The following is a 24,221-nucleotide window of genomic DNA, read 5'->3' as shown; positions in this document are numbered from 1 at the left end:
CCGCGTGAGCGGATCAAACAGCCCCTTAGACTTTTGGCGAACCGAATATTTACCTGTCCGCCCTAGGCAGGGCGCTTCCAATAAGGGCGGAGAGCCTGATGACAGAGATGCCGGGCATGCACGCCTTCGACAACGCCGTACCACTCGCACCCGTCCGCGACCTCGCGCTCGCCGAGCCGATCGGCATGGTGCTGGAGATCGCCGGATCGAGCAGCCAGGTGGTTTTCGATCCCGTCCGCGTCGATGCACTCGCCGGCCATGCCGATCCCGTCGCCGCCTGCGCCGGTTCGGTCGGCAGCCAGATCAAGATGCGCGTCGGCGGCTTCTGGCTGATCGCGAACGTCCGCTCGCTCAAGCTCGCCGACGATGGCGAGCGCATCTCGGCACTGGTCGACTTCCTGGGCGAGGGTGACGAGGATCCGGTGACGGGCGTGCTCAACCGCTTCCGCCGCGGCGTGACGCGCTATCCGATGCCGGGCTGCGTCGTCTATCCGGTCGCGACGCCTGACCTGAAGCAGATCTACGCCGCCGACGACCGCGCCAATATCGAGGTCGGCACCGTCTATCCGACCAAGGACATTCGCGCCGCGCTCTATATCGACGCCATGCTCGGCAAGCATTTCGCGCTGCTGGGATCGACCGGCACCGGCAAGTCGACCAGCGCCGCGCTGATCCTGCACAAGATCTGCGAGCGCGCGCCGCAGGGCCATATCGTGATGATCGATCCGCACGGCGAATATTCGGCGGCGTTCAAGACCAACGGCGCACTGTTCGACGTGTCGAACCTGTCGATGCCCTACTGGCTGATGAATTTCGAGGAACATTGCGAAGTGTTCCTGACGACGCAGGGATCGTCGCGGCAGATGGATGCCGACATCCTCGCCAAGTGCCTGCTCGCCGCACGCATGAAGAGCCGGCTTGGGCAGGAGATCGCCAAGCTGACGGTCGATGCGCCGATTCCCTATCTGCTCAGCGATCTGCTCAATTTCATCACGCAGGAAATGGGCAAGCTCGACCGCGCGGGCGATACCGCGCCGTACATGCGGCTGAAGACCAAGATCGAGGAGATCAAGGCCGATCCGCGCTACAGCTTCATGTTCAACGGCCTGCTCGTCGCCGATACGATGGCGAATTTCATCGAGCGCATCTTCCGCCTGCCCGGCGGCGGCAAGCCCATCTCGATCATCGACGTGTCGGGCGTGCCGAGCGAAATCACCTCGGTGGTGGTGGCGATGCTCAGCCGCATGGTGTTCGACTTCGCGATCTGGGGCCGCGGCGAGGACAAGAAGCGCCCGATCCTGCTCGTCTGCGAAGAGGCGCACCGCTACATCCCCAGCGACCGCCACTCCGATTCCTCGGTCGGCAAGATCCTCGGCCGCATCGCCAAGGAAGGCCGCAAATACGGCGTGTCGCTCGGCCTCATCACGCAGCGGCCGTCCGATCTCGCCGAGGGCGTGCTGTCGCAGTGCGGCACGATCATCTCGATGCGCCTCAACAACGACCGCGACCAGGCGTTCGTGCGCGCGGCGATGCCCGAGGGCGCGCGCGGCTTCCTCGATTCGATCCCGGCTTTGCGCAACCGCGAGTGCATCATCTGCGGCGAGGGTGTGTCGATCCCGATCCGCGTGTCGTTCGACGGACTCGAAGAGATCAAGCGCCCGGCATCGGAGGATCCGCTCTTCTCCGAATTGTGGACCGAGGTCGGCGGCGAGGACGAGATGATCGGGCGGACGATCAAACGCTGGCGCGCGCAGGGACGGTAAGGCCGCCCGTCATTCCGCTCAGGCGGGCCTGCAAACGGCGATTCTCTGCGCTCCGATGCTCACGTGCCTTGAGCACGCTGCGCTTCGGTGCTCGACAATCACCGTTTTCGGCTCCGCCTGAACGAAATGCCGAACGGCCTTGAGTTCGTTTTTGCGGCTCAGCGCCCGCCCGGCTTGACCGAGGTCAGTTCGGCGAGGCGCGCCTTGAATTCGCGGAGTTCCTCGCCGCCAAGCTGGATGACGCTCGCCATCGAGACGCTGCGCGGGTTGACCGAGATGCCGTTCTTCCAGACCTCCCAGTGGAGGTGCGGGCCGGTCGACAGGCCGGTCGAGCCGACATAGCCGATCACCTGGCCGCGCGCGACGCGCTCGCCGTTCCGCACCGCGATGCGGCTCATGTGGCCATAGCCGGTGGCGATGTTGCCGCCGCTCGCGAGCTTGACGAAATTGCCGTAGCCGCCGGTGCGGCCGGCGAACTGGACGACGCCGTCCATCGCCGCGTGGATCGGCGAGCCCCAGGGCGCGCCGATGTCCATGCCCTTGTGCATCTTGGTGTAGCCGAGGATCGGGTGGACGCGCAGGCCGAAATTAGAGGTGACATGGCCGGCGACGGGCATGCCCATCGCGCCGCTCTGCTCGGTCTGGCCCGAGGCGTCGAACCATTGCTCGCGCCCGTCGCGTTCCCAGCGCATCAGCCGCAGCGTCTTGCCGCTCGACCGGAACAGACCGGCATATTCCAGCGCTCCAAGCCGGACCTCGCCAGTCGCGGCGCGGTCCTGCCCGATCGTCATGTCGAACTTGTCGTCGGAACCGAGGCCGCCGATCGCGGTGCGGCTGGCGATGCCGCGGATATAATCCTCGACCGCCTTGGCAGGCGCACCGGCGGCGCGGGCGGAACGGTACAGGCTGGAGCCGACGAGGCCCTGGATACGCAGCGGCGTGTGATCGATCGCGATCACCTGACGCGCGAGTGCCAACGCCTTGCCGGCGCGGGCGAGCGAGAGGTTGAGATCGAAGCGCGCGCGGAACGACAAAGCGTCGAGCGGGCGCGCGACCTTCTTGTTCTCGCGGCGGCCGAGCGTGATGTCGATCTGCGTGCCGGGTTTGATCTCTTCGAGCGAGACCGCATTGGAAATGAGCGCGACGGCGGCGTCGCTGTCGCTTTCGGAAACGCCCGCGCGCTGCAGCACGCCCGAGAAACTGTCGCCGCTGCCATAAGCGGCGGACAGTTCGATGGCGGGGCGTTCGGGCGTTTCGAGCAGGGGTGCGACGAGATCGTTGGCGGCCATGCGGCGGCCGCTGTTCGCACCATAAGCGAGCGGCGTGATCGACTGCGCGCGTGCCTCGTCCCATTCGGTGCCGGAAAGGGGTGCCGCGACGTCGCCCATCACGGGATGGCCGCGGCCGGGCGACAGGAGGCAGGCACCCGCGACGAGCGCGGTGCAGGTCAGCGCACCGCGCCACCATTCGGCGGTGCCGATGCGCGCGCCGAGATCGGGAACCCAGTCGGTCTTGGCGAGATAGGCGCGGAAGGCTTCGGCACCCGTCGGCTTGGCGACGGGTACGAGCGCGCGACCGAACGACAGCGTGGCGGTGCCGCCAGCGTCTTCAATCCCGAGTTCGTCACGCAAGAACAAGGCCGCTATGCCCCCAGATCACGCCGGCCAACAGATCGACCCCCCGGCGCGAGGTCCAAGGCTGTGTGGCGGCAAAGGTTTAAAGTCAAATTAACCTACCGGCCCGATTCGAATCGCTGCGACGAACCGTTCGCTGGGCGGGACGGGAGGTTATGCGCTGATAATACGCCGCTTTTTGGTTAACGGCAGCGGGGGAGTCTACTTATCCGGTTGCGTACGGAGGCTGCGCATCCGATGTTGCAGGCACCATGATGCGCGCCGATCGCCCAGGAAACGACAGCGTAACCGCTGTCCTCGGGCCGACCAACACCGGCAAGACACACCTCGCGGTCGAGCGGCTGTGCGGCCATTCGTCGGGCATGATCGGCTTCCCGCTGCGGCTGCTGGCGCGGGAGGTCTACGACCGGGTAGTGCGGATCAAGGGCGCGTCGCAGGTCGCGCTCATCACCGGCGAGGAGAAGATCGTCCCCAAGGACGCGCGCTGGTTCCTGTGCACCGCAGAGAGCATGCCGCTGGAGCGCGACGTCGCCTTCGTGGCGCTGGACGAGGCGCAACTGGGCGCGGATCCCGAGCGCGGGCATGTCTTTACCGACCGGCTGCTGCGCGCACGCGGGCGCGAGGAGACGATGATCCTCGGATCGGAGGCGCTGCGGCCGATGGTGAAGGCGCTGGTCAGGGATGCCGAGATCATCACGCGGCCGCGCTTTTCGACGCTCAGCTATGCGGGCGCGCGGAAGATCTCGCGGCTGCCCAAGCGTTCCGCCATCGTCGCCTTCTCGGCCGAGGAAGTGTACGCCGTCGCCGAGATGCTGCGGCGGCTGCGCGGCGGCGCGGCGGTGGTGATGGGCGCGCTTAGCCCGCGCACGCGCAACGCCCAGGTCGCGATGTTCCAGGCGGGCGAGGTCGATTATCTCGTCGCAACCGACGCGATCGGCATGGGGCTCAACATGGACGTGAACCATGTCGCCTTCGCTTCGCTGCACAAGTTCGACGGGCGGCGGCAGCGGCGGCTCACGGTCGCGGAGATGGCGCAGATCGCCGGACGCGCGGGGCGGCACCAGCGCGACGGCACTTTCGGGGCGCTGAGCGAGGACGGACCGGGCGCGTTCGGGCCCGAGGAAGTGCTGGCGATCGAGGAGCATCGCTTCCCGCCGCTCGACCACCTCTATTGGCGCGAGGGCGAGCCGGATCTTTCGAGTATCGACGATCTCATCGCCAGCCTGGAAATGCGGCCCGAGGCGCGCGTGCTGCGCGCCGCGCCCGAGGCGACCGACCTCGCCGTATTGAAACGGCTGGCGAGCGAGGATTGGGTGCGCGACCGGGTGCGATCCCCCGCGATGGTCGCGCGGCTGTGGGCGGCGTGCGGACTGCCCGATTTCCGCAAGACCGGGGTCGATCCGCACGCGCGCTTCGTCGGCCGCGTGTTCGGGCATCTCAGCGAGGGCGGCGGCCATGTCCCGCACGAATGGTTCGCGGCGGAGATCGCACGGCTCGACAATGTCGCGGGCGATGTCGAGACGCTCGCCGGGCGGATCGCGGCGGCGCGGAGCTGGGCCTATATCGCCAACCGCGCCGACTGGCTGGCCGACCCGGCGCATTGGGCGAGCCGCGCGGGGGCGGTCGAGGAGCGATTGTCGGATGCGCTCCACGCGAGCCTGACGCAGCGCTTCGTCGACAAGCGCACGACGGTGCTGATGCGGCAGATCGGCGCCGACAAGGGCGCGCTGCCGGTCGTGATCGGCGAACAGGGCGAGGTGAGCGTCGAGGATCAGACGATCGGCACGCTGCAGGGCTTCCGCTTCGCGGTCGCGCCCGATGCCAAGGCGGCGGACAAGCGCATGCTGCTGGCGGCGGCGGAGCGGCGGCTGGGGCCCGAGCGCGCGCGGCGGGCGCAGGCGCTGGTGGAGGCGAAGGACGATGCGTTCACGCTCGACGGCACCGCGATCGTCTGGGGCGGGCATGAGGTCGCGCGGCTGGCGGCGGGGCCAATGCTGACGCGGCCGCGCGTGGTGCCCGACCGCGCGCTCGAATGCCTGGACCGGCAGACGCAGGATGCGGTGCGCGGGCGGCTGGAGGCGTGGCTCGCGGCGCGGATCGCACGGCATCTGCCGGGGCTGCTCGCGATCGAGGCGGCGCAGCGTGATGCGGGGGCGAGCGCGCCCTTGCGCGCGGTGGCGGCGGCGCTCGGCGAGGCGGGCGGGATCGTGCCGCGGCTCGGTATCGATGCGGCGGTCGACGGGCTCGACGCGGGCGCGCGCAAACGGCTGCGCGGCGCGGGCGTGATTATCGGCGCGCTCGACCTGTTCGACGCGCGGCTGCTCAAGCCCGAGCCGGCGCGCTGGCGTCGGGCGCTGATCGCCGCGCGCGGTGTCGATACGAAAGAACCGCCGCCCGCCGGGGCGACCGTGCTGGCGCGCGGCGAGGCGGGGGCGGGGATCGGCCACGGCTTCCGCCTGCTCGGGCGGCAGGCGGTGCGCGTCGACCTGGTCGAGCGGATCGCGCGCGCGGCGCATGACGGGCGCGACGGCTTCCGCCCGTTCGTGCCCGATCCCGCGCTGGCGACGTCGATGGGGATCGCGCCCGATACGCTGTCGCGGTTGATGGCGGCGCTGGGCTTCCGCAGTCTGCCGCCGCAGGAAGGGCGGCCGCGCTGGGTGTGGCGCGGGCTCGCGCGCGCGGCCGCAGCCCCGCCGCCGAAGCGCGACAATGCCTTTGCCGCGCTCGCCGGACTCGGGTCTGGCCATGGCTGAGGCGATGCGGGTCGATCGCTTCCTGTGGTTCGCGCGCATCGTCAAGAAGCGCGAATGGGCGCAGGCGATGGCGACGGCGGGGCATCTGCGCATCGACGGCCGCCCGATCGAAAAGGCCGCCACGCCGGTCCATCCCGGCCAGGTGCTCGCCTTCGCGACGCACGGCGGGAAAATCAGGGCGATCCGCGTACTGGCGTTGCCCGAACGGCGCGGCCCGGCAGAAGAAGCGCGCGCCTGCTATGCCGACCTGATTGATAACGTCTCGCATCAAGGCCCGAACAATTGACGACGCCGCGTCGCGGGCATAGCAGGCGTCCCATTACGTTCCCGGGAGTGCTTCCATGACCTACGTCGTCACCGATGCCTGCATCAAGTGCAAGTATATGGATTGCGTCGAGGTGTGCCCGGTCGATTGTTTCTACGAAGGCGAGAACATGCTCGTCATCAACCCCAGCGAGTGTATCGACTGCGGCGTGTGCGAGCCCGAATGTCCGGCCGAGGCGATCCTGCCCGATACCGAGAACGGCCTGGAACAGTGGCTCGAGCTCAACTCGACCTTTTCGGCGCAGTGGCCCAACGTCACCCGCAAGGCCGACCAGACGCCCGAAGACGCCGACGCCCACAAGGGCGAGACCGGCAAGTACGACAAGTTCTTCTCGGCGGAGCCCGGCGCGGGCGACTGAAGGCCCCCGAAACGGGGCACCGCCGCTTCCCGCTTCGGTACAGCCGTTCGGTACAGGGGACAGCCGCGTCCGTACGCGGGTCTGGTAATATTATTGCAACTCTGCTATATGCGCTCGGGACGGAGACGCGGGTCCCGCGCCATCCGACTGGAGAAGAGTTCATCAATCACATCCGCTAGAAACGCCGCAGCCCCTCGCTGCACCAAGCGTTCATGTGCGGACGTCACCCGGTCCACAGAAAGGCTAACGGAATGGCTGCCAAGGCGCTGTCCTTCGACGTCGGCGATTATGTCGTTTACCCCAAGCACGGCGTCGGCCGTGTCATCGAGCTGCAGCGGCAGGAAATCGCCGGCATGCAACTCGAACTCTACGTCCTCCGTTTCGAAAAGGAGCGCATGACGCTCCGCGTGCCCACCAACAAGGCCGAAAGCGTCGGCATGCGCAAGCTGTCGAGCGACAAGACGCTGCGCGAGGCGCTGGAGACGCTGACCGGCAAGCCGCGCGTCAAGCGCACCATGTGGTCGCGCCGTGCGCAGGAATATGAGGCCAAGATCAACTCGGGCGACCTCGTGTCGATCGCCGAAGTGGTCCGCGACCTGTTCCGCGCCAACGACCAGCCGGAGCAGAGCTATTCGGAGCGGCAGATCTTCGAAGCGGCGACCAGCCGCCTGGCGCGCGAACTCGCCGCGATGGAGCAGGTCGACGAGCCGACCGCGCAGGAGAAGATCCTCGAGATCCTCCGCAAGGCCGCGGCCATTCACAACAAGGACAAGGTGCCTGCGTAAACGCCTTGCCTTGAACCGATAGGAGGGGCGGCCGGCGACGACCGCCCCTTTTTCGTTGCACCGTCTCGACCGCATGTGTATTATTCAACCAATACACAAGGAGGATGTCATGCGGTATTTCCTGTTGATCGCTGCCGTGCCGCTCGCCGCCGCTGCGGCGTGCTCGGGCAGTGCGGACGGCCATGAAGGCGTCCCCGCCAGCGGTTCCGGCACAGCGCGAACCTTCCAGGTCGCCGACTTCAGCGGCGTCGAGCTGCGCGGATCGGATGATGTCGATGTGCGCGTCGGCAAGGGCTTTTCGGTGCGCGCGGAAGGGCCGTCGGCGGAACTCGACACGCTGAAGATCGAGAAGGTCGGCAACGCGCTGCGCGTCGGCCGCAAGGATTCGAACATGCTGTGGGGCGGCAACCATCATGGTGTGAAGGTGTACGTGACGATGCCGCGCATTGCCGCCGCCGCGATCGCCGGATCGGGCAACATGGCGATCGACCGCGTCGAGGGCGACCGGTTCACCGGCGACAGCGCCGGATCGGGCGATCTCAGCATCGGCGCGCTGGCAGTCCAGGCGGCCGACCTGTCGCTGGCCGGATCGGGCAATGTCAGCGCCAAGGGCAGCGCGAAGGCGCTCAAGATATCGGTCGCAGGCGCAGGCGACGTCGAGGCTGCCGGGCTCAAGGCCGCCAGCGCCAAGGTGTCGGTCGCGGGATCGGGCAACGTCACCGCGCAGGTCGATGGATCGGCGGAGGTGTCGGTGATCGGGTCGGGCGACGTCGATCTCGGCAAGGGCGCGCGCTGCACCACGACGAAGATCGGATCGGGCGACGTGACGTGCGGTAGGTAATAGGGCGGGCTTGCCTCGCCGTGCGATCGGCGCGATGCCGGGGGGATGAAGCGTCTGTTCGCCATCCTCGCCCTGCTGATCGCAGCCACACCCGCCGCCGCGCAGCAGCGCAGCTATTCGATCGGCAGCTTCGACCGGGTGCGCGTAAGCGGGCCCTACCGCGTGATCGTGACGCTCGGCGCATCGCCGAGCGGCGTCGCCGAGGGTGACATGCGCGTGACCGATCTGCTCGATATCCGCGTCGAGGGCACGACGCTGATCGTGAAGGGCCGCAACAGCGCCTGGGGCGAACAGCCGGCGGCGGGCAGCAGCGGCGCGGCGGTGATCCGCGTCTCGACGCAGGCGATTCGCGCTGTGACGATGACGGGCGCTGGGCAGGTCAGCATCGCCGGGCCGTTCCGCGGCCAGCGCATCGATCTGGCGATGATCGGCAACGGCACGCTCGACGCGCCGGCGCTCGATGCCGATCAGCTCTTCGCCTCCGTGCTGGGATCGGGCAGCATGACGCTCGGCGGGCGCGCTGCGAAGGTGCAACTGACGACGAGCGGCACGGCAGGCATCACGGCCTCCGCGCTCGACGCGGGCGACCTGACCGTGCGCCTCGACGGATCGGGCGCGATCGCGGCGCGCGCCCGCTATACGGCGGGGATCACCGCGAGCGGGCTCGGATCGGTGACGGTCTATGGCACCCCCGCCTGCACGGTGAACCGCACCGCGCAGGGGCCGGTGAGCTGCGGCAAGCTGGCGGCGCCGGGAGAATGACCGGCGGCTAGATCAACGCCAGCGCCGACAGCTTGCCGATCAGCGCGGCGGGCATCGCATCGCCGCCGCTGACGATGCCCGCGCCGAGATCGACCGGCGCGTCCGTGTCCTCGAGATAGCGCCAGCCCTGATGCGCGCGCTTGGGCCGGGCGTGGACCAGCACCAGTTTCGGATCGAGCCGGATCGCAACACGCCCGCCCTCGGCATCGCCGAACCCCAGGATCGGCGAGCGCGCGATAAGCTGGTGCTTGAGGATCCAGAATAGCGAGCCTTGCCCGGCGATCTCCTCATGCCGCTTGGGCAGATAGCGCGTCGTCAGTTCATACGCCGCATCGCCCTCGCGCGCGCTCCAGCGCGCGACGAAAGCGTCGAGGAATTCAACGCCGAACGCGACTTTGGAGAGATGGAGGGCCATCCCTCACATCTGGGTTAGCCGCCCAACCCCCACAAGGTCGCGAGGCCGAGAAACGAGAAGAAGCCCATCACGTCGGTCATCATCGTCACGAACACCGCAGAGGAGACCGCGGGGTCGATATCGAACCGGTCGAGCGTCACCGGGATCAGCACGCCCGACAGGCCCGCGATGAGGTTGTTGATGACCATCGCCATCGCGATGACGATCGCGAGGCTGGGGTTGCCGAAGATCACGTAGGTGCCGACACCGATGATGATGCCGAGCGACGCCCCGTTGGCGGCGGCGATGCGGAACTCGCGCACGATCATGCGCACCGTGTTCGAATCGGTCAGCTGGTTGGTGGCGATGGCGCGCACCACCACCGCCAGCGTCTGCGTGCCGGCATTGCCGCCCATGCCCGACACGATCGGCATCAGCACCGCGAGCAGCGCGAACTTGGCGATCTCGCCCTGGAACAGCCCGACCACCGACGACGCGAGGATCGCGGTGCCGAGATTGACCACCAGCCACGTCAGGCGCGTGCGCACCGTCAGCAGGATCGGCTCGTTGATGTCGCCGTCGCCCGCGCCCGACAGGCGCAGCACGTCCTCGCCTGCCTCCTGCTGGATGATGTGGACGATGTCGTCGACGGTGATCATGCCGACCAGCCGCCCGGCGGGATCGACCACGGCGGCGGAGATCAGCGCGTATTTCTGGAAGCGCAGCGCGACCTCTTCCTGATCCATGTCGATCGGGATCAGGGTCTGTTCGCGCTTCATCACGTCGGCGATGGCGATATTGCGCGGGCAGCGCAGGATCCACGAAAGCTGGCACGTACCGACCGGCTTGTGCGCGGGATCGACCACGAAGATTTCCCAGAAATCGGTGGTCAGCTCCTCATGGCCGCGCAGATAATCGAGGACGTTGCCGACGCTCCAATGCTCGGGCACCGCGATCAGCTCGCGCTGCATCAGGCGGCCGGCGGTCTCCTCGCCGTAGGACAGCGCCTCCTCGATCGCGGCGCGGTCGTCGGGGTCGAGCGCGCGGAGCACCTCGCGCTGGTCCTCGGGCTCCATGTCCTCGATGATCGCGACGGCGTCGTCGGTATCGAGCTCGGCGGCGATGTCGGCGACCTGGTGCGGCTCGAGCGCGTCGATCAGATCCTCGCGGACGTAATCGTTCATCTCCGCGAACACGTCGGCGTCGAGCAGGTCGGTCAGCGCGTTGGCGAGATCGGCGCGGTCCTCGTGCGGGGTCAGCTCGAACAGATCGGCGATGTCGGCGGGGTGCAGCGGCTCGACCAGCGCGCGCGCTTCCTCGTCGTCGCCGTCATGGACGGCGTCGAGCACGGCGCGGACATATTCGGGCTTGAGCCGGTCGTCCTCGTCGAGCTGGGCGACGTCGGTTTCGGGCACGGGAGGTTCGGTTTCGCTCACTTCGACCTCCCACGCAGTCGGTTCACCGGCCTCCTAGCGCTGCAATGCCGCAAAGCCAACGCTTTGACGCCCTTTGGCGGTTTGCATGACGCGATTGTCAGGGCTAGGGCGCGGGCAACATTTCAAAGCGAGGATGATCCTATGGCCGATACCTTCGAAACCCTGGTGCTGACGCTCGACGGCGGCGACGTGACGATCAAGCTGCGTCCCGATCTCGCGCCCCAGCACGTCGCGCGCATCGCCGAGAATGCCAACGAAGGCTTTTACGACGGCGTCGTGTTCCACCGCGTGATCCCCGGCTTCATGGCCCAGGGTGGCGATCCGACCGGTACCGGCATGCACGGCCACCCGGACAAGGGGAACCTGCCCGCCGAATTCTCGAAGGAGCCGCACGTGCGCGGCGTCGCCTCGATGGCGCGCTCGTCGAACCCGAACAGCGCCAACAGCCAGTTCTTCATCGTGTTCGACGACGCCCGCTTCCTCGACGGCCAGTATACCGTTTGGGGCGAAGTGACCGAGGGCATGGAGCATGTCGACGCGCTCCCCAAGGGCGAACCCCCGCGCGAGCCCGGCAAGATCCTGAAGGCAAAGGCGTTCTAAACCTCCCTCGCCCCGCTTGCGGGGAGAGGGTGGCCGAGCGCAGCGAGGTCGGGAGAGGGGCAGTGTGGCGACGGTGTCGCTCGATACTGCCCCTTTCCCAACCCTCTCCCCGGAAGGGGAGAGGGCTTCTGCCTCACACCCCCGGCTCGGCGATCGTTTCGACCAGCCAGTCGTGGAACAGTTTGACCGGCCGCTGCAGCATCGCGCGCGGGCGGCAGGCGAACCAGTAGCTGTAGGGGCTCTCGACCTCGACCGTGTCGAACAGGCGGACGAGGCGCGGGTCGCGCGCATCCGCGAAATGGCTCTCGTGCATGAAGGCCACGCCGAGCCCCTGCGCGGCCGCCTCCAGCATCAGCGCACCCGAATCGAAATGGTCGATCGCGAGCGGCTCGATATCCTCGATGCCCGCGGCGTGGCGAAAGGCGCTGAGGATATCGGGCATGTCGCGGTGGACGAGTGCCGTCAGCCCGGCGAGCTGTTCCGGCCGCGTGACCGGCGTCGGCCCTTCGAGCAGCGACCTGGCGCCGATCACATAGGCCTGGCTGCGGTCGAGCCGCTTCGCATAGAGCGCCGGATCGATCTCCCGCGTCAGCGCGATCACCGCGTCGAGCCCCTCGCCGAGCCGGGCGAGGCCGTGCGCGGCGGTATCGATGTCGAGATGCAGCTCGGGGTGCTTGGCGCGCAGCTCGCCCATGCGCGGGAACAGCCGCTGCGAGGCGAACAGCGGCAGCGTCCCGAGCCGCAGCCGCAGCATGTCGGTGCCGCTCGTCATCACCTCGACCGCGTCGGACAGGCTGTCGAGCGCGGGCGCGATCTGCTGGAGCAGGCGTTCGCCGTCGGCGTTCAGCACCACGGCCTGATGGCGCCGTTCGAACAATGGCCGGCCGATGAAGCGTTCGAGCGCCTGGACGCGGCGGCTGAGCGCGGGGGCGGACAGCGCCAGCTCCTGCGACGCGGCCTTGATCGAGCCGAGCCGGGCGACCTGGACGAACGCCTCGATAGCGGTCAGCGGTGGCAGTCTGCGCATCGGAACATCATCCTTGTGCAGCGCAACATATTGTGTCCGTAACGAATCTACCACCTTTTTGATGGACTATCGAGGTTACGATTGCATTTTTTGCAACCATTCCGAAACCTTTCGCACTTGCACAATAATCTGCTGCACTGCACATAGGGGGTGCCTTTCAGGCATCCTCTCCTAAAACTTTCACGGCCGGTCCTTCGGGATCGGCCTTTTTTTGTCTTTTTTCCGTGGCTTGTCAGGAGCCGATCGGAACGCCCTCGTATTGATGGAACCCGTATCCTATCTCCCGCGCTTGAAAGCGAACGGAGCGGATGATGGCCGACAGCGAAACGCCGGTGAAGAAGTTGCAGGTCGCCAATGCGCGGCCGGAGGATAGCGGGCGCGGCCTTGCTCATCTGCCGCGTGCGGTGATGGCGGCGCTGGCGCTGGCCGAGGGCGACGTGATCGAGATCGTCGGCAAGCAGATCACGCCCGCGCGCGCCGTCGCGCCCTACCCGGAGGACGAGGGGCTGGAGATCATCCGTCTCGACGGCCTGCAGCGCGCCAACGCCGGTGTCGGATCGGGCGATTTCGTCGAAATCCGCAAGGTCGAGTCGAAACCGGCGACTCGCATCGTGTTCGCACCTGCACAACAGAATCTTCGCCTGCAAGGATCGTCGGCGGCGCTCCAGCGCACCTTTTTCGGGCGTCCGGTCTGCCAGGGCGATGTCGTCGCGACGGCGGGTCAGCAGCGCGTCGACAACATGCCGCCGGGCGTCCAGAACATCCTGCGCGCACCGGCCTATGCGCTGCAGGAAATCCGCCTCGCCGTCATTTCGACCACGCCGAAGGGCGTCGTCCATGTCGATGAAAATACCGAGATCGAGCTGCGCCCCGAATATGAGGAGCCCAAGGAGGCGCGCCGCGCCGACGTCACCTATGACGATATCGGCGGCATGGGCCCGACGATCGACCAGCTCCGCGAAATGGTCGAGCTGCCGCTGCGCTACCCGGAGCTGTTCCAGCGGCTCGGCGTCGATCCGCCCAAGGGCGTGCTGCTGCACGGGCCGCCCGGCACCGGCAAGACGCGCCTCGCACGCGCCGTCGCCAATGAAAGCGCGGCCGAATTCTTCCTGATCAACGGGCCCGAGATCATGGGCTCGGCCTACGGTGAATCGGAGAAGAAGCTGCGCGACGTGTTCGAGGAAGCGTCGCAGAACGCGCCCTCGATCGTGTTCATCGACGAGATCGATTCGATCGCGCCCAAGCGCGGTCAAGTATCGGGCGAGGCCGAGAAGCGCCTCGTCGCGCAGCTCCTCACGCTGATGGACGGGCTGGAGGCGCGCGCCAACGTCGTGGTGATCGCCGCTACGAATCGCCCCGAGGCGATCGACGAGGCGCTGCGCCGGCCGGGCCGGTTCGACCGCGAGATCGTCGTCGGCGTGCCGGACGAGCGCGGGCGGCGCGAGATCCTCGGCATCCACACGCGCGGCATGCCGCTCGGCGATCGTGTCGATCTCGCCGAACTGGCGCGCACGACCTACGGCTTCGTCGGTGCCGATCTCGCCGCCTTGGCGCGCGAGGCGGCGATCGAGGCGGTGCGCAAGATCATGCCGAAGCTCAACCTCTCCGAAGGCACGATCCCGCCCGAGGTGCTCGATACTTTGGCGGTGACGCGCGAGGATTTCCTCGATGCGCTCAAGCGCGTCCAGCCGAGCGCGATGCGCGAGGTGATGGTCGAGGCGCCGCGCGTGCGCTGGGAGGATGTCGGCGGGCTCGACGACGCGCAGATGCGCCTGAAGGAAGGCGTCGAACTGCCGCTCAAGGATCCCGACGCATTTCGCCGCATCGGCATCCGCCCGGCCAAGGGCTTCCTGCTCTACGGGCCGCCCGGCACCGGCAAGACCTTGCTGGCGAAGGCGGTCGCGCGCGAGGCGGAGGCGAATTTCATCGCTACCAAGTCGAGCGATCTCCTGTCGAAATGGTATGGCGAGAGCGAGCAGCAGATCGCCAAGCTGTTCGCGCGCGCGCGCCAGGTCGCGCCCTGCGTGATCTTCATCGACGAGCTCGACAGCCTCGTGCCCGCCCGCGGCGGCGGCATGGGCGAGCCGCAGGTGACCGAGCGTGTCGTCAACACCATCCTCGCCGAGATGGACGGGCTGGAAGAGTTGCAGGCGGTCGTCGTCATCGGCGCGACCAACCGGCCCAACCTGATCGACCCGGCGCTGCTGCGGCCGGGGCGGTTCGACGAACTGATCTACGTCGGCGTGCCCGACACGCCGGGCCGCGAGCGCATCCTCAAGATCCAGACGGGCAAGATGCCGCTCGCCGGCGACGTCGATCTCGGCGATCTCGCGGCGCGCACCGATCGCTTCACCGGCGCCGATCTCGGCGATCTGGTGCGGCGTGCGGGCCTCATCGCCTTGCGCAAGTCGCTGTCGGTCAGCCAGGTGACGCAGGACGATTTCGACGAGGCGCTCAAGGAATCGCGCGCCTCTGTCACGCCCGACATGGAGCGCGACTATGCGCAGATGGCGACGCGGCTGAAGCAGGACGCCTCGGCGATCCAGCCGATCGGCTTCATCGCGCCGGGGCAATTGCGTCCGCATGGGCCGAAGGGCAGCGACTGAGGCGCGCGCGCCGAAATCGCTGTCCTACACGCTTGGCGGATGTCAGGCTGTACGCCGGTTCTTTCTCATCGTCGGCGCGAGATCATGTCATTTTTGGAAACGATCAAGGGCGACATTTTCCGTTTAGGTGTCAATCTGTCAACCGGAGTGTAACTCTCGGCCGCCGGCGGGACACGAAACAGCAACGCAACCTAAATCAAAGAGTCACGTTGAAGGCGGTAACCACAAAACAAGGGTTCCGCCGATGCCGTCTTCGACCTCCGCCGTTCGCGCCCCCTTCCAGACACCCTATGCCCAGCCGTCGCAGGGCTGGGCCTTCCTGCAGGGGTTCCTGCGCAATCCGGTGATGGTCGGCGCGGTGACGCAATCGTCGCGGCGGCTGGTGGCGAGGATGCTTGCGCCCATCGACTGGTCGGCGACCAAGCTGATCGTGGAATATGGCCCCGGCGTCGGCACCTTCACGCAGACCATCCTCGACAAATTGCCAGAGGGCGCGACGCTGATCGCGATCGACACCAACTACGATTTCGTCCGCCATCTGCGCCGCACGATCCAGGATCGCCGTTTCCTCGCGGTATGCGGATCGGCCGCCGACGTGCGCGCGATCATCGGGCGGCAGGGGTTTGAGAAGGCCGACTACGTCGTGTCGGGCCTGCCCTTCTCGACGCTGCCGCCGGGTGTCGGCGACACGATCACGGCCGCCACGCATTCGGTGCTGCGCAAGGGCGGCGGCTTCCTCGCCTATAACTACACGACGCGCGTCGGCGATTGCATGAAGCGCGCCTTCACGCGGATCGACCATGCGATGGAATGGTGGAACGTGCCGCCGGCGCAGCTCTACTGGGCGTGGAAGGACTGACTCACTCGAAGTTCAGCCGCTTCGTCACGTTGTAGTCCAGCACCGTCATCACGAAGAACGCCGCCGCCTGCTTCACGCGCATCCACCAGTCGGTGCGCGATGCGTAGAGTTCCGGCGTGATCGCCTCCGAGTCGGCCACCTCGCCGTCGACATAGGCGCGAACGTGGGCGGTAAAGGCGGCATCCTCGATCCGCAGCATCATCTCGAGATTGAGGAACAGGCTGCGCACGTCGTAGTTCGATGACCCGATATAGACGGTGTCGTCGATGACGAAGAGCTTCGTGTGGAGCTTGGTCGGCTGGTATTCGTAGATCTGCACGCGCTTGCGCAGCAGCCCCGCATAGGTGAAGCGCGAGGCCCAGATGGCGGCGCCGTGATCGTTCTTCGATGCCAGCACGATCCGCACCCGCCCGCGCATCCCGACCTTGTCGAGCCGCTTGAGCATGCCGGGGCTGGGGGCGAAATAGGCGGCGATCAGGTCGATCGCCTGCGCGCGCTCCATGTCCTGCTTCACCGCGCGGGCCCAGGGCGACAGGTGCCGCGTCGGGCCACCGAACACCCACCGCACCGGGCCGTCGGGCTCGCTGAACCGGCGCAGCGCCTTGCGCAGCGCGCGCAAGGGCGGGCGCGGATGCTTGGCCCAATCGGAGAGCGCATCGAAATAGCCGGTGATGCGGTGCGCAGCGGGCCCATCGACGCACAGGCCTAGGTCGCGCCACGCCTGCTCGGCCGGCGTGCCGAAATAGGCATCCTCGACATTGAAGCCGCCGATGATCGCGCGCGCGGTCTCCGCGCTCTCGCCGTCCGCCAGCGCCAGCTTCTGGTGATTGCGCAGCAGGTAACGCCGGCCCCAGCGCGGCACGAAGCGGCAGACGTCGACGCCCGCTTCCTTCATCGGATCGAAGAAATGATGCGCCTCGGCATGTTCGCTGCCGAGCCCGTCGACGATCAGCGACACGCGCACGCCGCGTGCCGCCGCGCGGGTCAGCGCCGCGCGCACCGCCGCTCCCGCGCGGTCGTCGACATAGATGTAGTAGATCACCCGCAGCGTGGACCGCGCCGCGTCGATCAGCGCGATCAGCGTGTCGAGCCGTTCCGGCCCCGATGTCAGCAGCCGCAGGCGGTTGCCCGCTATCGTGAAATCCGGTTCGGCTTCGGGTGCGGGCATGGGGCGGACGTGGCGCGCGCGGCGGCGCGGCGCAAGCGCGTTTTATTGACTCTTGGCCCCGTGCGGCCTAGATGGCGCGCTTCTCTCCAATCGTTATGTGCGAAGGAAGCCATTCATGGCGCGCGTCACCGTCGAAGATTGCGTCGACAAGATTCCGAACCGTTTCGACCTCGTGCTGTTCGCGGCGCAGCGCGCGCGGCAGATCTCGGGCGGCGCGGAACTGACGATCGACCGCGATCGCGACAAGAACCCCGTCGTGGCGCTGCGCGAGATCGCCGACGAGACGGTGCGTCCCGATCATCTCGAGGAATCGGTCGTCTCGGGCCTGCAGAAGGTCCAGGTCGATGACGACGACGCGCCGGACGAGGTCGGCTCGCTGGCCGCATCGGCCGAGGCGCTGCGCCTGACGGCGGCGGCTCCTCCGCGCAACCAGAATCTGGGCGCCGACTACGACGGCTAACGCCCAAGATTAGCGGCAAAGCCGCTAATCGCGGATAAGCGTTAGCCCGGCCGGCGGTGCCCCGGCACCGGCCGACGGCGCGGCTTTGCCGCGCCGCTCCCCCCACCGTTCGCCCTGAGCCTGTCGAAGGGCTGCCTTTCTGGGCGACGAAGAAAGGGCAGGGCTTCGACAAGCTCAGCCCGAACGGTTCGGGTGCCGGGTTTCAATCCTCGCCGGAATCGCGCGGGGCCCGGCCTTTGAAATTCTGAGCCACCACATACCATTCGCTCGAAGCCTTACGGCTGGCAGCGGGCTTGGCGTGCTTCACACTGGTGAAATTCCGCTTCAACTCGGCGACCAGGGTTGAATCCGCGCCGCCGGCAAAGACCTTTCCGACGAACGCGCCGCCCGGTTGCAGCACATCGACCGCGAAGGCGACCGCCGCCTCGACCAGCCCCATCGTGCGCAGCGCGTCGGTCTGCGGGTGGCCGACGGTGTTGGCCGCCATGTCCGACAGGACGAGATCGGGCGCACCGCCGAGCTCGGCGATCAGGCGATCGGGTGCTGCATCGTCCATGAAATCCATCTGCAGCAGGACGACGCCGTCGATCGGATCGACCGGCAGCAGATCGATGCCGACCACCGCCGCCTTGGGCACCTGACGCCGCAGCACCTGCGCCCAGCCCCCCGGTGCGACGCCGAGATCGACCACGCGGCGCGAGCCCTTCAGGAAGCCGAAACGCTCGTCGAGCTCGGTCAGTTTGTACGCAGCACGGCTGCGAAACCCCTCCGCCTTGGCGCGCTTGACATACGGATCGTTGAGCTGGCGTTCGAGCCAGCGCGTCGATTGCGCCGTGCGCTTGCGCGCCGTCTTCACGCGGGTCCGAAGCCCGCCCCCATCCCTGCTCATGCGCCGTTCTCGATCAATCGGCGCAGGATGCCTTCGCGGATGCCGCGATCGGCGACGCCGAGCCGTTCGGCGGGCCACAGGTCGAGGATGGTCTCGAGGATCGCGCAGCCCGCGACGACGAGATCGGCGCGTTCGGTGCCGATGCACGGCAGCGCGGACCGCTCGGCGAGGTCCATCGCGGCGAGATCGCTGCTGATCCGGCGCATCGATGCGGCCGGCACGATCAGCCCGTCGACGGCGGCACGGTCGTAATGCGACAGGCCGAGGTGGACGCTGGCGAGCGTGGTGACGGTGCCGCTGGTGCCGAGCAGGCGCGGCCGTTCGATCCCGCGCGGCAGGCGGCGGGCGAAGGCGGCGAAACTCTCGGCGACGACCTCGCGCATCCGCGCATAACTGGCGGCGCGGCCGTCGGGGCCCTCGCCGTGGCCGGTACTCTCGGTCAGCGAGACGACGCCCCACGGCGCGCTGTGCCAGTCGAGCACCACCGGCGCGGGCCCGCGCGTGTCGACCAGCACGAGCTCGGTCGATCCGCCGCCGATGTCGAATACCAGCGCCGGGCCCTCGCCCGGCTCGATCAGCGCGTGGCAGCCGAGCACGGCGAGCCGCGCCTCTTCCTCGGCACTGATGATGTCGAGATGGATGCCGGTCTCGGCATAGGCGCGCGCGATGAAGTCGGCACCGTTGCTGGCGCGGCGGCAGGCCTCGGTCGCGACCGCGCGCGAAAGCGCGACATTGCGGCGGCGCAGCTTCTCCGAACAGATCTTCAGCGCGGCGACCGTGCGTTCGATCGCCGCGTCGCTCAGCCGCCCGCTCGCCGCCAGCCCTTCGCCGAGCCGCACGATGCGCGAAAAGGCATCGACGACGGTGAAGCCGGCGCCCTGCGGCCGGACGATCAGCAGGCGGCAATTGTTGGTACCGAGATCGAGCGCGGCATAATGGCGCGCCTGCGGCCATTGGCCGCGTGCCTGGGGTTGAGCCGGCCGGGGGGGAATAGCGTCCCGCCGGTGCGGCATGGGCGCCTTGTCCGCCATTGCCGTCGTCACTCTCTTATGTTCTGCCGTCGGCGACCCCGCGAAAGGCGGGCGCTCGGCTGCTTGGCGCTCAAGCTATCGCGTTGCACAGGCGACCGCAAGGTGGCGCCACTTTGGTTGACAGCTTTGCCCCCCGCCCCTAAGGAACCGGCCCGGCATTGCCCTGTCGTCTAAAGGTAAGACTACGGACTCTGACTCCGTTAATTGAGGTTCGAATCCTCACGGGGCATCCAGCCGCACATTCCATCTCATTGCCATTGCGCTGAATTTTCGTCGTCCGTGTCTGGACAGACGCTTTGCGGCGTGGATATGATTCCCCAATATGGGGCAAGATATACCGGGTTCGCCGAGCAGGCGGTTGAAGCTGCACGGCCCGCTGGCGCGGCGGCACCGCGCGCGGTTGCAGGGGAGCGGCGAGGAGCTGATCGTGTTCTCGCACGGCTTCGGATCGGACCAGAGCGCCTGGCGGGCGCTGATCGATCAGTTGCCGGCGCGTTTCACCGCCATTTCCTACGATCTGCCGGGCGCGGGGCCCCTGCTGCCCGACCATTTCGATCCCGGTGCCTATGCCGCGTTGAACGATTATGCGGACGATCTGCTCGCCCTTCTCGACGAGATCGGCGTGGATCGGTGCATCTATGTTGGCCATTCGGTCTCGGGGATGATCGGCGTAATCGCCGGCGTCGCCGCGCCCGCTCGCTTCCGGCAGTTCGTCCTCATCAATGGATCGCCGCGCTATCTCAACGACGAGGGCTATCACGGCGGCTTCGACCGCGACGACCTCAACGGACTGTTCGGCGCGATGGCGACGAATTACGAGGCGTGGGTCGCGGGCTTCGCGCCGATGGTCGTGGGTGCCGACGTGCCGCGTGCGGTCGACACGTTCTCCGCGGGCCTGCTGGCGATGCGGCCCGACGTGACGCTGCACGTCGCGCGCACGATCTTCGAATCGGATTATCGCGACCTGTTGCCGCAGCTGACGGTGCCGACGCTGCTCGTTCATTCGCGGGGCGACGTGGCGGTGCCGCGCGCGGTCGCGGACTATCTGCGCTCGCATATCCGGCACAGCGATCTGGTCTGGATCGAGGCGGACGGCCACCTGCCCCACCTGACGGTGCCGCGCCAGCTCTACGAGACGATCCGGGACCGCATCGCGCCCAGTGAGACCTAGACCGGGGTCACGCCGGCGGCAGCGGCTTCAGGATGCCGAACGGATCGTCGCCCGCCGCACGCTTCACCTCGGCCAGCAACCAGTCGCGCAAGGCGCGGACCTTGGGCAGGTTGCGCTTGTGCTCGGCATAGACGAGCCAGAAGGCATGGCGGTAGGTCGCCATGTGCGCGAACGGCTGCACCAGCAGCCCGGCGTCGAGCGCGGACTGGAACATCGGCGGGCTGAGGATGGCGACGCCGTGCCCGGCGATGGCGGCATGGCCCTCCAGCACCTGCGATTCGAGCCGTAGCCCCGGCTGCGCGCGGTTGTTGTGGTCGAGCGAGCCGAACCACAGATCCCACCAGTCGTCGTCGGGCGAAAGCCGCGGCACCTCGAGCAGGTCGGCGGGATCGTTTAGCGGGTGGCGTCTGAGGAAGTCCGGGCTGGCGAGCGGCGTCACCGGCATGCGCATGAGGAAATGCCCGATCAGCCCCGGTGTCGGCGCGGCCGCGCCGCGAATGGCGACGTCGAATTCGCTCGCATTGAGATCGACCAGAGTGTCGGAAACTTCCAATCGCACCGCGAGATCGGGCCGCAGCGCGTGGAAGCCGCCGAGCCGCCCGGCGAGCCAGTTGGTCGCGAAGGTGCGCGGCGCGGTGATGCTCAGCACCGTATCGCTTTCGGTCCGCGCGATCGCGAACGCCTCACCCAGCGTGGCGAAGGCCTGGCTCACGCGCGGGGCGATACGGCGGCCGAGATCGGTCAGCTCCATGCCCCGCCCCTTGCGCACGAACAGCGGGGCGCCGAGTCGTTCCTCGAGCAGCTTCATCTGATAGCTGACGCCGGCCTGCGTCATGCCCAGTTCCTCGGCGGCGCGGCTGAAATTCTCGTGCCGGGCAGCGGCCTCGAAAGCGCGAATCGCGGTGAGCGGGGGCAGTTGCGGCATGACGCGCAAGTATAAGTCCAGCTTGTTATTACCGTCCATCGCTTTGTTGGTGTTCGTATGCGTGAAAGCCGAAATGCGGCGGCGTCGATCATGACGGGATCGACGCTACGCAAAGGAACCCGCACCATGTTGAAATATCTGCTTCCCGCGCTCCTGCTGCTGCCTGTCGCGGCCCAGGCGCAGACCTATCCCGATGTTCGCCCCGATGTTCGCGTCGCCACGCACGATCTCGATCTGCGCAGCGCAAAGGGGGTGAAGATCCTCGATCGCCGTCTGTCCTACGCCATCACGACGATGTGCGGAGACGATACCACGGTCGATTTCAGCCAGCGGCGCGCGATCCGCCGCTGCCACGCGAACAAGCGCGCCGAAGTCGCGCAGCAGCGCGACGCGGTGATTGCGGCGGCGACGCGCGGCACATCGGTGGCGGCCGCGCGCTGAGATGTGTAAAGACGACCGAGGGCCGGCGGAGTCCGCTCCGCCGGCACAAGGCTCACTGATATCGGGGGAACGGTCGATGGCGACGATTGCGGACAAGCGAGCGGCCTTCCGTACGCTCCATGCCGACGGCTTCTTCATCCTTCCCAATGCCTGGGACGGCGGCAGCGCGACGCGGCTGGCGGCGCAGGGCTTCAGGGCGATCGCCTCGACCAGCGCGGGCGCGGCCTGGGCGGCCGGCAAGGACGATGGCGAGATGAGCCGCGACGCGATCCTCGCGCATCTCAAAATGCTCGTCGCCGCGACCGACCTGCCGGTGAACGCCGATTTCGAGAACGGTTTCGCCGATGCGCCTGCGGACGTCGCGGCCAATGCGGTGCTGGCGGCCGAAACGGGCATCGCCGGCCTGTCGATCGAGGATTGGTCGGGCAGCGTGCTCTACGATGCGAGCCTCGCGGCCGAGCGCATCCGGGCGGCGCGCGAAGCGCTCGATCCCGATGTATTGCTGGTCGGCCGCGCCGAATATTTCCGCGCGCCCGATCTCGGTGCCGCCGCCTTCATCGCCCGCGCGGTGGCCTATTCGGAGGCCGGGGCGGACGTGCTGTTCGTGCCCTTCATGCTCGACGAGGGCGCGGTCGCGGAACTGATCGCGGCGGTCGCGCCCAAGCCAGTCAACGTGCTGGTGGCGAGCTTCGATACGATCCCGGCTTATGCAGCGCTCGGTACGCGCCGGTGCAGCGTCGGCGGCGCGCTCGCCAAGACGGTGTGGAATGCATTCGACACGGCCGCGGCCTCGCTCAAAAGCTACGCATAGATGAGGCGTGGGGCTTAGACGTTGGTCGGACTTCGCGGCCCCGCCCCCGCGAATTTACCCCTCGTTCATCAGGATTTGTGACCCCGGTATCCGCAAAACCACAAGCGCGACGTACGCGCGAGGGAGACCGGGAATGGCGCGAGATTTGCTGACGATCGATTTCGACCGGGCCTCCGGGATCACCGTGGTCACCGGCATCGGCAGCTGGACGCCGGCCTATGTCGACGCGCATTTCGCGGAACTGCGCCGCCAGATCGAGGCGCAACGCCTGCTCGGCATCGCCGTGCAGGTCGTGGTCGATCTGCGCGATGCCGACATCCAGCCGCAGGGCACCTCCGAACGGATCGCCGCCAATGCTGCCAGCAGCTATCGCGAGGGTGACCGTGTCGCCCTCGTCGTGTCGTCGAGCCTCGCCAAGATGCACATGCGCCGCTGCGCCGCGCGGCGCGATTTCGAACTGTTCCTGTCGTACAATGCGGCGCTGACCTGGCTCACCGCCTATGCGCCGCGCATGCCGGACGCTGCCGTCGCCTGATATCGTCGCTGCCGCTCTGCGCGGCCGGCCTTATCCGATCAGCGCCATCAGCGACTTGCGATCGATCGCCGTTGCGAACTTGAAGCCGATATCGTCCTCGGCATTCCAGCGCACGAAGCCGGCGAGCGGCGCGAGGCCGTTGCCGAGCAGCAACTGACCCGCCGTATTGACGTCGAACCCGCTGACGCCGCGCAGTCGCGCACCGCCGACGCTCACGTTGACGACCTCGACGATCTTCGGGCGGCAATCGACGCGCAGCTCGGCGACGCGGTCTACCTCGAAGCGCGGCGCGCGGGCGTGCCAGCCGGACGCATCGGCGCGGCGGTTGCCGATCACCTCGACATCCTGCTGCTCCTCGAACATCAGCCCGGCGAGCTCGCCGTCGCGCCATGCGACGCGCGCGCGGCACGGTGCCAGGCCGCGCATCTCGACGGTGACGAGCGTGCCGCGCTCGGGCGCGTGCGTCGTCTCCACCTTCATGCCGCCCGACGAGATGTCGCGCACCAGGCAGAAGCGTTCGTGCCCGCCGACGATCAGCTTGCCGACTGCGAGCACCGCCTTGTGACGGACGTCGCTGCGCCGTTCGGGGGGGAAACCATCCGCCGCGTAACCGAGGGCGGAATCCATCATCGTCGCCATAATGCCCT

24 protein-coding genes and 1 tRNA gene are annotated in these 24,221 nt (G+C 67.7%); 16 read left to right on the top strand and 9 right to left on the bottom strand.

Features of this window, described 5'->3' with window-relative positions:
* The first annotated feature begins 98 nt into the window (after window positions 1–98).
* Window positions 99–1,763, top strand: coding sequence for an ATP-binding protein (locus tag Q5H94_RS03305; RefSeq protein ID WP_304559809.1), 1,665 nt, complete (start codon window positions 99–101; stop codon window positions 1,761–1,763).
* Window positions 1,764–1,921: 158 nt separating this feature from the next.
* Here the strand turns inward: Q5H94_RS03305 and Q5H94_RS03300 are convergent, their stop codons facing one another.
* A complete protein-coding gene (locus tag Q5H94_RS03300; RefSeq protein ID WP_341850079.1) occupies window positions 1,922–3,394 on the bottom strand; it encodes a M23 family metallopeptidase in 1,473 nt (490 codons plus the stop codon).
* 257 nt (window positions 3,395–3,651) lie between these two features.
* Here Q5H94_RS03300 and Q5H94_RS03295 point away from each other — a divergent pair, with 257 nt between their 5' ends.
* From Q5H94_RS03295 to Q5H94_RS03270, 6 genes are all read left to right on the top strand, one after another.
* Window positions 3,652–6,150 carry a helicase-related protein gene (locus tag Q5H94_RS03295; RefSeq protein ID WP_304559807.1) on the top strand — a complete coding sequence of 833 codons (2,499 nt, stop codon included), beginning with the start codon at window positions 3,652–3,654 and terminating at the stop codon, window positions 6,148–6,150.
* Window positions 6,143–6,436: an RNA-binding S4 domain-containing protein gene (locus Q5H94_RS03290; protein ID WP_304559806.1), complete on the top strand. Its 294-nt coding sequence runs from the start codon at window positions 6,143–6,145 to the stop codon at window positions 6,434–6,436. The genes Q5H94_RS03295 and Q5H94_RS03290 overlap by 8 nt, the downstream gene beginning before the upstream one ends.
* A gap of 55 nt (window positions 6,437–6,491) precedes the next feature.
* A complete protein-coding gene (fdxA, locus tag Q5H94_RS03285; protein WP_304559805.1) occupies window positions 6,492–6,833 on the top strand; it encodes a ferredoxin FdxA in 342 nt (113 codons plus the stop codon).
* Window positions 6,834–7,084: 251 nt separating this feature from the next.
* A complete protein-coding gene (locus Q5H94_RS03280) occupies window positions 7,085–7,618 on the top strand; it encodes a CarD family transcriptional regulator (protein ID WP_304559804.1) in 534 nt (177 codons plus the stop codon).
* Between the two features lie 109 nt (window positions 7,619–7,727).
* Window positions 7,728–8,459, top strand: a complete 732-nt coding sequence (locus Q5H94_RS03275; RefSeq protein WP_304559803.1) for a head GIN domain-containing protein — start codon at window positions 7,728–7,730, stop codon at window positions 8,457–8,459.
* 45 nt (window positions 8,460–8,504) lie between these two features.
* Entirely contained in the window at window positions 8,505–9,221 is a 717-nt protein-coding gene (locus Q5H94_RS03270; protein WP_304559802.1) for a head GIN domain-containing protein, read from the top strand.
* A 7-nt stretch (window positions 9,222–9,228) separates the two neighbouring features.
* Here the strand turns inward: Q5H94_RS03270 and Q5H94_RS03265 are convergent, their stop codons facing one another.
* Both Q5H94_RS03265 and mgtE read right to left on the bottom strand, forming a co-directional pair.
* Window positions 9,229–9,636 (bottom strand): DUF1489 domain-containing protein, encoded by a 408-nt coding sequence (locus Q5H94_RS03265; RefSeq protein ID WP_304559801.1) that lies wholly within the window; start codon window positions 9,634–9,636, stop codon window positions 9,229–9,231.
* 14 nt (window positions 9,637–9,650) lie between these two features.
* Window positions 9,651–11,051: a magnesium transporter gene (gene mgtE / locus Q5H94_RS03260; protein WP_304559800.1), complete on the bottom strand. Its 1,401-nt coding sequence runs from the start codon at window positions 11,049–11,051 to the stop codon at window positions 9,651–9,653.
* A 141-nt stretch (window positions 11,052–11,192) separates the two neighbouring features.
* Here mgtE and Q5H94_RS03255 point away from each other — a divergent pair, with 141 nt between their 5' ends.
* Entirely contained in the window at window positions 11,193–11,651 is a 459-nt protein-coding gene (locus Q5H94_RS03255; protein WP_304559799.1) for a peptidylprolyl isomerase, read from the top strand.
* Between the two features lie 133 nt (window positions 11,652–11,784).
* Here the strand turns inward: Q5H94_RS03255 and Q5H94_RS03250 are convergent, their stop codons facing one another.
* Window positions 11,785–12,678, bottom strand: a complete 894-nt coding sequence (locus tag Q5H94_RS03250; protein WP_304559798.1) for a LysR substrate-binding domain-containing protein — start codon at window positions 12,676–12,678, stop codon at window positions 11,785–11,787.
* 311 nt (window positions 12,679–12,989) lie between these two features.
* Here Q5H94_RS03250 and Q5H94_RS03245 point away from each other — a divergent pair, with 311 nt between their 5' ends.
* Complete coding sequence (locus tag Q5H94_RS03245; RefSeq protein WP_304559797.1) at window positions 12,990–15,284, top strand: CDC48 family AAA ATPase; 2,295 nt, start codon at window positions 12,990–12,992, stop codon at window positions 15,282–15,284.
* Window positions 15,285–15,528: 244 nt separating this feature from the next.
* Entirely contained in the window at window positions 15,529–16,143 is a 615-nt protein-coding gene (locus Q5H94_RS03240) for a class I SAM-dependent methyltransferase (protein WP_304559796.1), read from the top strand.
* Window position 16,144: 1 nt separating this feature from the next.
* On the opposite strand, the gene Q5H94_RS03235 is transcribed toward Q5H94_RS03240, so the two are convergent.
* On the bottom strand, window positions 16,145–17,311 hold the full coding sequence (locus Q5H94_RS03235; RefSeq protein WP_304559795.1) for a phospholipase D-like domain-containing protein: 1,167 nt from the start codon (window positions 17,309–17,311) through the stop codon (window positions 16,145–16,147).
* Between the two features lie 115 nt (window positions 17,312–17,426).
* Between Q5H94_RS03235 and rpoZ the strand changes: the two genes are divergently transcribed.
* Window positions 17,427–17,771 (top strand): DNA-directed RNA polymerase subunit omega, encoded by a 345-nt coding sequence (gene rpoZ / locus Q5H94_RS03230; RefSeq protein ID WP_304559794.1) that lies wholly within the window; start codon window positions 17,427–17,429, stop codon window positions 17,769–17,771.
* Between the two features lie 202 nt (window positions 17,772–17,973).
* Here the strand turns inward: rpoZ and Q5H94_RS03225 are convergent, their stop codons facing one another.
* Together Q5H94_RS03225 and Q5H94_RS03220 are read right to left on the bottom strand one after the other, a co-directional pair.
* Window positions 17,974–18,660, bottom strand: a complete 687-nt coding sequence (locus tag Q5H94_RS03225) for an RlmE family RNA methyltransferase (protein WP_304559793.1) — start codon at window positions 18,658–18,660, stop codon at window positions 17,974–17,976.
* The gene (locus Q5H94_RS03220; RefSeq protein ID WP_431312137.1) at window positions 18,657–19,691 is read right to left on the bottom strand and encodes a Ppx/GppA phosphatase family protein; all 1,035 of its coding nucleotides are present in this window, start codon (window positions 19,689–19,691) and stop codon (window positions 18,657–18,659) included. The genes Q5H94_RS03225 and Q5H94_RS03220 overlap by 4 nt, the downstream gene beginning before the upstream one ends.
* Window positions 19,692–19,850: 159 nt before the next feature.
* On the opposite strand from Q5H94_RS03220, the gene Q5H94_RS03215 reads away from it, so the two are divergent.
* Window positions 19,851–19,924 (top strand) — tRNA-Gln (locus Q5H94_RS03215).
* 89 nt (window positions 19,925–20,013) lie between these two features.
* Window positions 20,014–20,862 carry an alpha/beta fold hydrolase gene (locus tag Q5H94_RS03210; protein WP_304559792.1) on the top strand — a complete coding sequence of 283 codons (849 nt, stop codon included), beginning with the start codon at window positions 20,014–20,016 and terminating at the stop codon, window positions 20,860–20,862.
* A 7-nt stretch (window positions 20,863–20,869) separates the two neighbouring features.
* Here Q5H94_RS03210 and Q5H94_RS03205 read toward each other — a convergent pair whose 3' ends face one another.
* Window positions 20,870–21,787 (bottom strand): LysR substrate-binding domain-containing protein, encoded by a 918-nt coding sequence (locus Q5H94_RS03205; protein WP_304559791.1) that lies wholly within the window; start codon window positions 21,785–21,787, stop codon window positions 20,870–20,872.
* Window positions 21,788–21,913: 126 nt separating this feature from the next.
* Between Q5H94_RS03205 and Q5H94_RS03200 the strand changes: the two genes are divergently transcribed.
* The 3 genes from Q5H94_RS03200 (at window position 21,914) to Q5H94_RS03190 (ending at window position 23,574) form a co-directional block, all read left to right on the top strand.
* Window positions 21,914–22,228: a UrcA family protein gene (locus tag Q5H94_RS03200; protein ID WP_304559790.1), complete on the top strand. Its 315-nt coding sequence runs from the start codon at window positions 21,914–21,916 to the stop codon at window positions 22,226–22,228.
* A gap of 76 nt (window positions 22,229–22,304) precedes the next feature.
* Window positions 22,305–23,039, top strand: a complete 735-nt coding sequence (locus Q5H94_RS03195; RefSeq protein WP_304559789.1) for an isocitrate lyase/PEP mutase family protein — start codon at window positions 22,305–22,307, stop codon at window positions 23,037–23,039.
* 133 nt (window positions 23,040–23,172) lie between these two features.
* A complete protein-coding gene (locus tag Q5H94_RS03190) occupies window positions 23,173–23,574 on the top strand; it encodes a hypothetical protein (RefSeq protein ID WP_304559788.1) in 402 nt (133 codons plus the stop codon).
* Window positions 23,575–23,604: 30 nt separating this feature from the next.
* On the opposite strand, the gene Q5H94_RS03185 is transcribed toward Q5H94_RS03190, so the two are convergent.
* Window positions 23,605–24,213, bottom strand: a complete 609-nt coding sequence (locus Q5H94_RS03185; protein ID WP_304559787.1) for a PilZ domain-containing protein — start codon at window positions 24,211–24,213, stop codon at window positions 23,605–23,607.
* Between the last annotated feature and the right edge of the window lie 8 nt (window positions 24,214–24,221).

The organism is Sphingomonas immobilis (assembly GCF_030580995.1).
Taxonomy (GTDB): domain Bacteria; phylum Pseudomonadota; class Alphaproteobacteria; order Sphingomonadales; family Sphingomonadaceae; genus Sphingomonas; species Sphingomonas immobilis.
The sequence above is the reverse complement of the archived record's forward strand: the minus strand, read 5'-3'. Positions and strand labels throughout refer to the sequence as shown.

What these genes read in the sequence shown, in the direction of transcription:
- Q5H94_RS03200 (WP_304559790.1), top strand. Translation starts at nt 21,914, where the DNA reads ATGTTGAAATATCTGCTTCCCGCGCTCCTGCTGCTGCCTGTCGCGGCC.
- Q5H94_RS03270 (WP_304559802.1), top strand. Translation starts at nt 8,505, where the DNA reads ATGAAGCGTCTGTTCGCCATCCTCGCCCTGCTGATCGCAGCCACACCC.
- Q5H94_RS03250 (WP_304559798.1), bottom strand. Translation starts at nt 12,678, where the DNA reads ATGCGCAGACTGCCACCGCTGACCGCTATCGAGGCGTTCGTCCAGGTC.
- Q5H94_RS03195 (WP_304559789.1), top strand. Translation starts at nt 22,305, where the DNA reads ATGGCGACGATTGCGGACAAGCGAGCGGCCTTCCGTACGCTCCATGCC.
- Q5H94_RS03275 (WP_304559803.1), top strand. Translation starts at nt 7,728, where the DNA reads ATGCGGTATTTCCTGTTGATCGCTGCCGTGCCGCTCGCCGCCGCTGCG.
- Q5H94_RS03185 (WP_304559787.1), bottom strand. Translation starts at nt 24,213, where the DNA reads ATGGCGACGATGATGGATTCCGCCCTCGGTTACGCGGCGGATGGTTTC.
- Q5H94_RS03190 (WP_304559788.1), top strand. Translation starts at nt 23,173, where the DNA reads ATGGCGCGAGATTTGCTGACGATCGATTTCGACCGGGCCTCCGGGATC.
- rpoZ (WP_304559794.1), top strand. Translation starts at nt 17,427, where the DNA reads ATGGCGCGCGTCACCGTCGAAGATTGCGTCGACAAGATTCCGAACCGT.
- Q5H94_RS03280 (WP_304559804.1), top strand. Translation starts at nt 7,085, where the DNA reads ATGGCTGCCAAGGCGCTGTCCTTCGACGTCGGCGATTATGTCGTTTAC.
- fdxA (WP_304559805.1), top strand. Translation starts at nt 6,492, where the DNA reads ATGACCTACGTCGTCACCGATGCCTGCATCAAGTGCAAGTATATGGAT.
- Q5H94_RS03245 (WP_304559797.1), top strand. Translation starts at nt 12,990, where the DNA reads ATGGCCGACAGCGAAACGCCGGTGAAGAAGTTGCAGGTCGCCAATGCG.
- Q5H94_RS03255 (WP_304559799.1), top strand. Translation starts at nt 11,193, where the DNA reads ATGGCCGATACCTTCGAAACCCTGGTGCTGACGCTCGACGGCGGCGAC.
- Q5H94_RS03235 (WP_304559795.1), bottom strand. Translation starts at nt 17,311, where the DNA reads ATGCCCGCACCCGAAGCCGAACCGGATTTCACGATAGCGGGCAACCGC.
- Q5H94_RS03305 (WP_304559809.1), top strand. Translation starts at nt 99, where the DNA reads ATGACAGAGATGCCGGGCATGCACGCCTTCGACAACGCCGTACCACTC.
- Q5H94_RS03240 (WP_304559796.1), top strand. Translation starts at nt 15,529, where the DNA reads ATGCCGTCTTCGACCTCCGCCGTTCGCGCCCCCTTCCAGACACCCTAT.
- Q5H94_RS03220 (WP_431312137.1), bottom strand. Translation starts at nt 19,691, where the DNA reads ATGGCGGACAAGGCGCCCATGCCGCACCGGCGGGACGCTATTCCCCCC.
- Q5H94_RS03295 (WP_304559807.1), top strand. Translation starts at nt 3,652, where the DNA reads ATGCGCGCCGATCGCCCAGGAAACGACAGCGTAACCGCTGTCCTCGGG.
- Q5H94_RS03205 (WP_304559791.1), bottom strand. Translation starts at nt 21,787, where the DNA reads ATGCCGCAACTGCCCCCGCTCACCGCGATTCGCGCTTTCGAGGCCGCT.
- Q5H94_RS03225 (WP_304559793.1), bottom strand. Translation starts at nt 18,660, where the DNA reads ATGAGCAGGGATGGGGGCGGGCTTCGGACCCGCGTGAAGACGGCGCGC.
- Q5H94_RS03290 (WP_304559806.1), top strand. Translation starts at nt 6,143, where the DNA reads ATGGCTGAGGCGATGCGGGTCGATCGCTTCCTGTGGTTCGCGCGCATC.
- Q5H94_RS03265 (WP_304559801.1), bottom strand. Translation starts at nt 9,636, where the DNA reads ATGGCCCTCCATCTCTCCAAAGTCGCGTTCGGCGTTGAATTCCTCGAC.
- Q5H94_RS03210 (WP_304559792.1), top strand. Translation starts at nt 20,014, where the DNA reads ATGGGGCAAGATATACCGGGTTCGCCGAGCAGGCGGTTGAAGCTGCAC.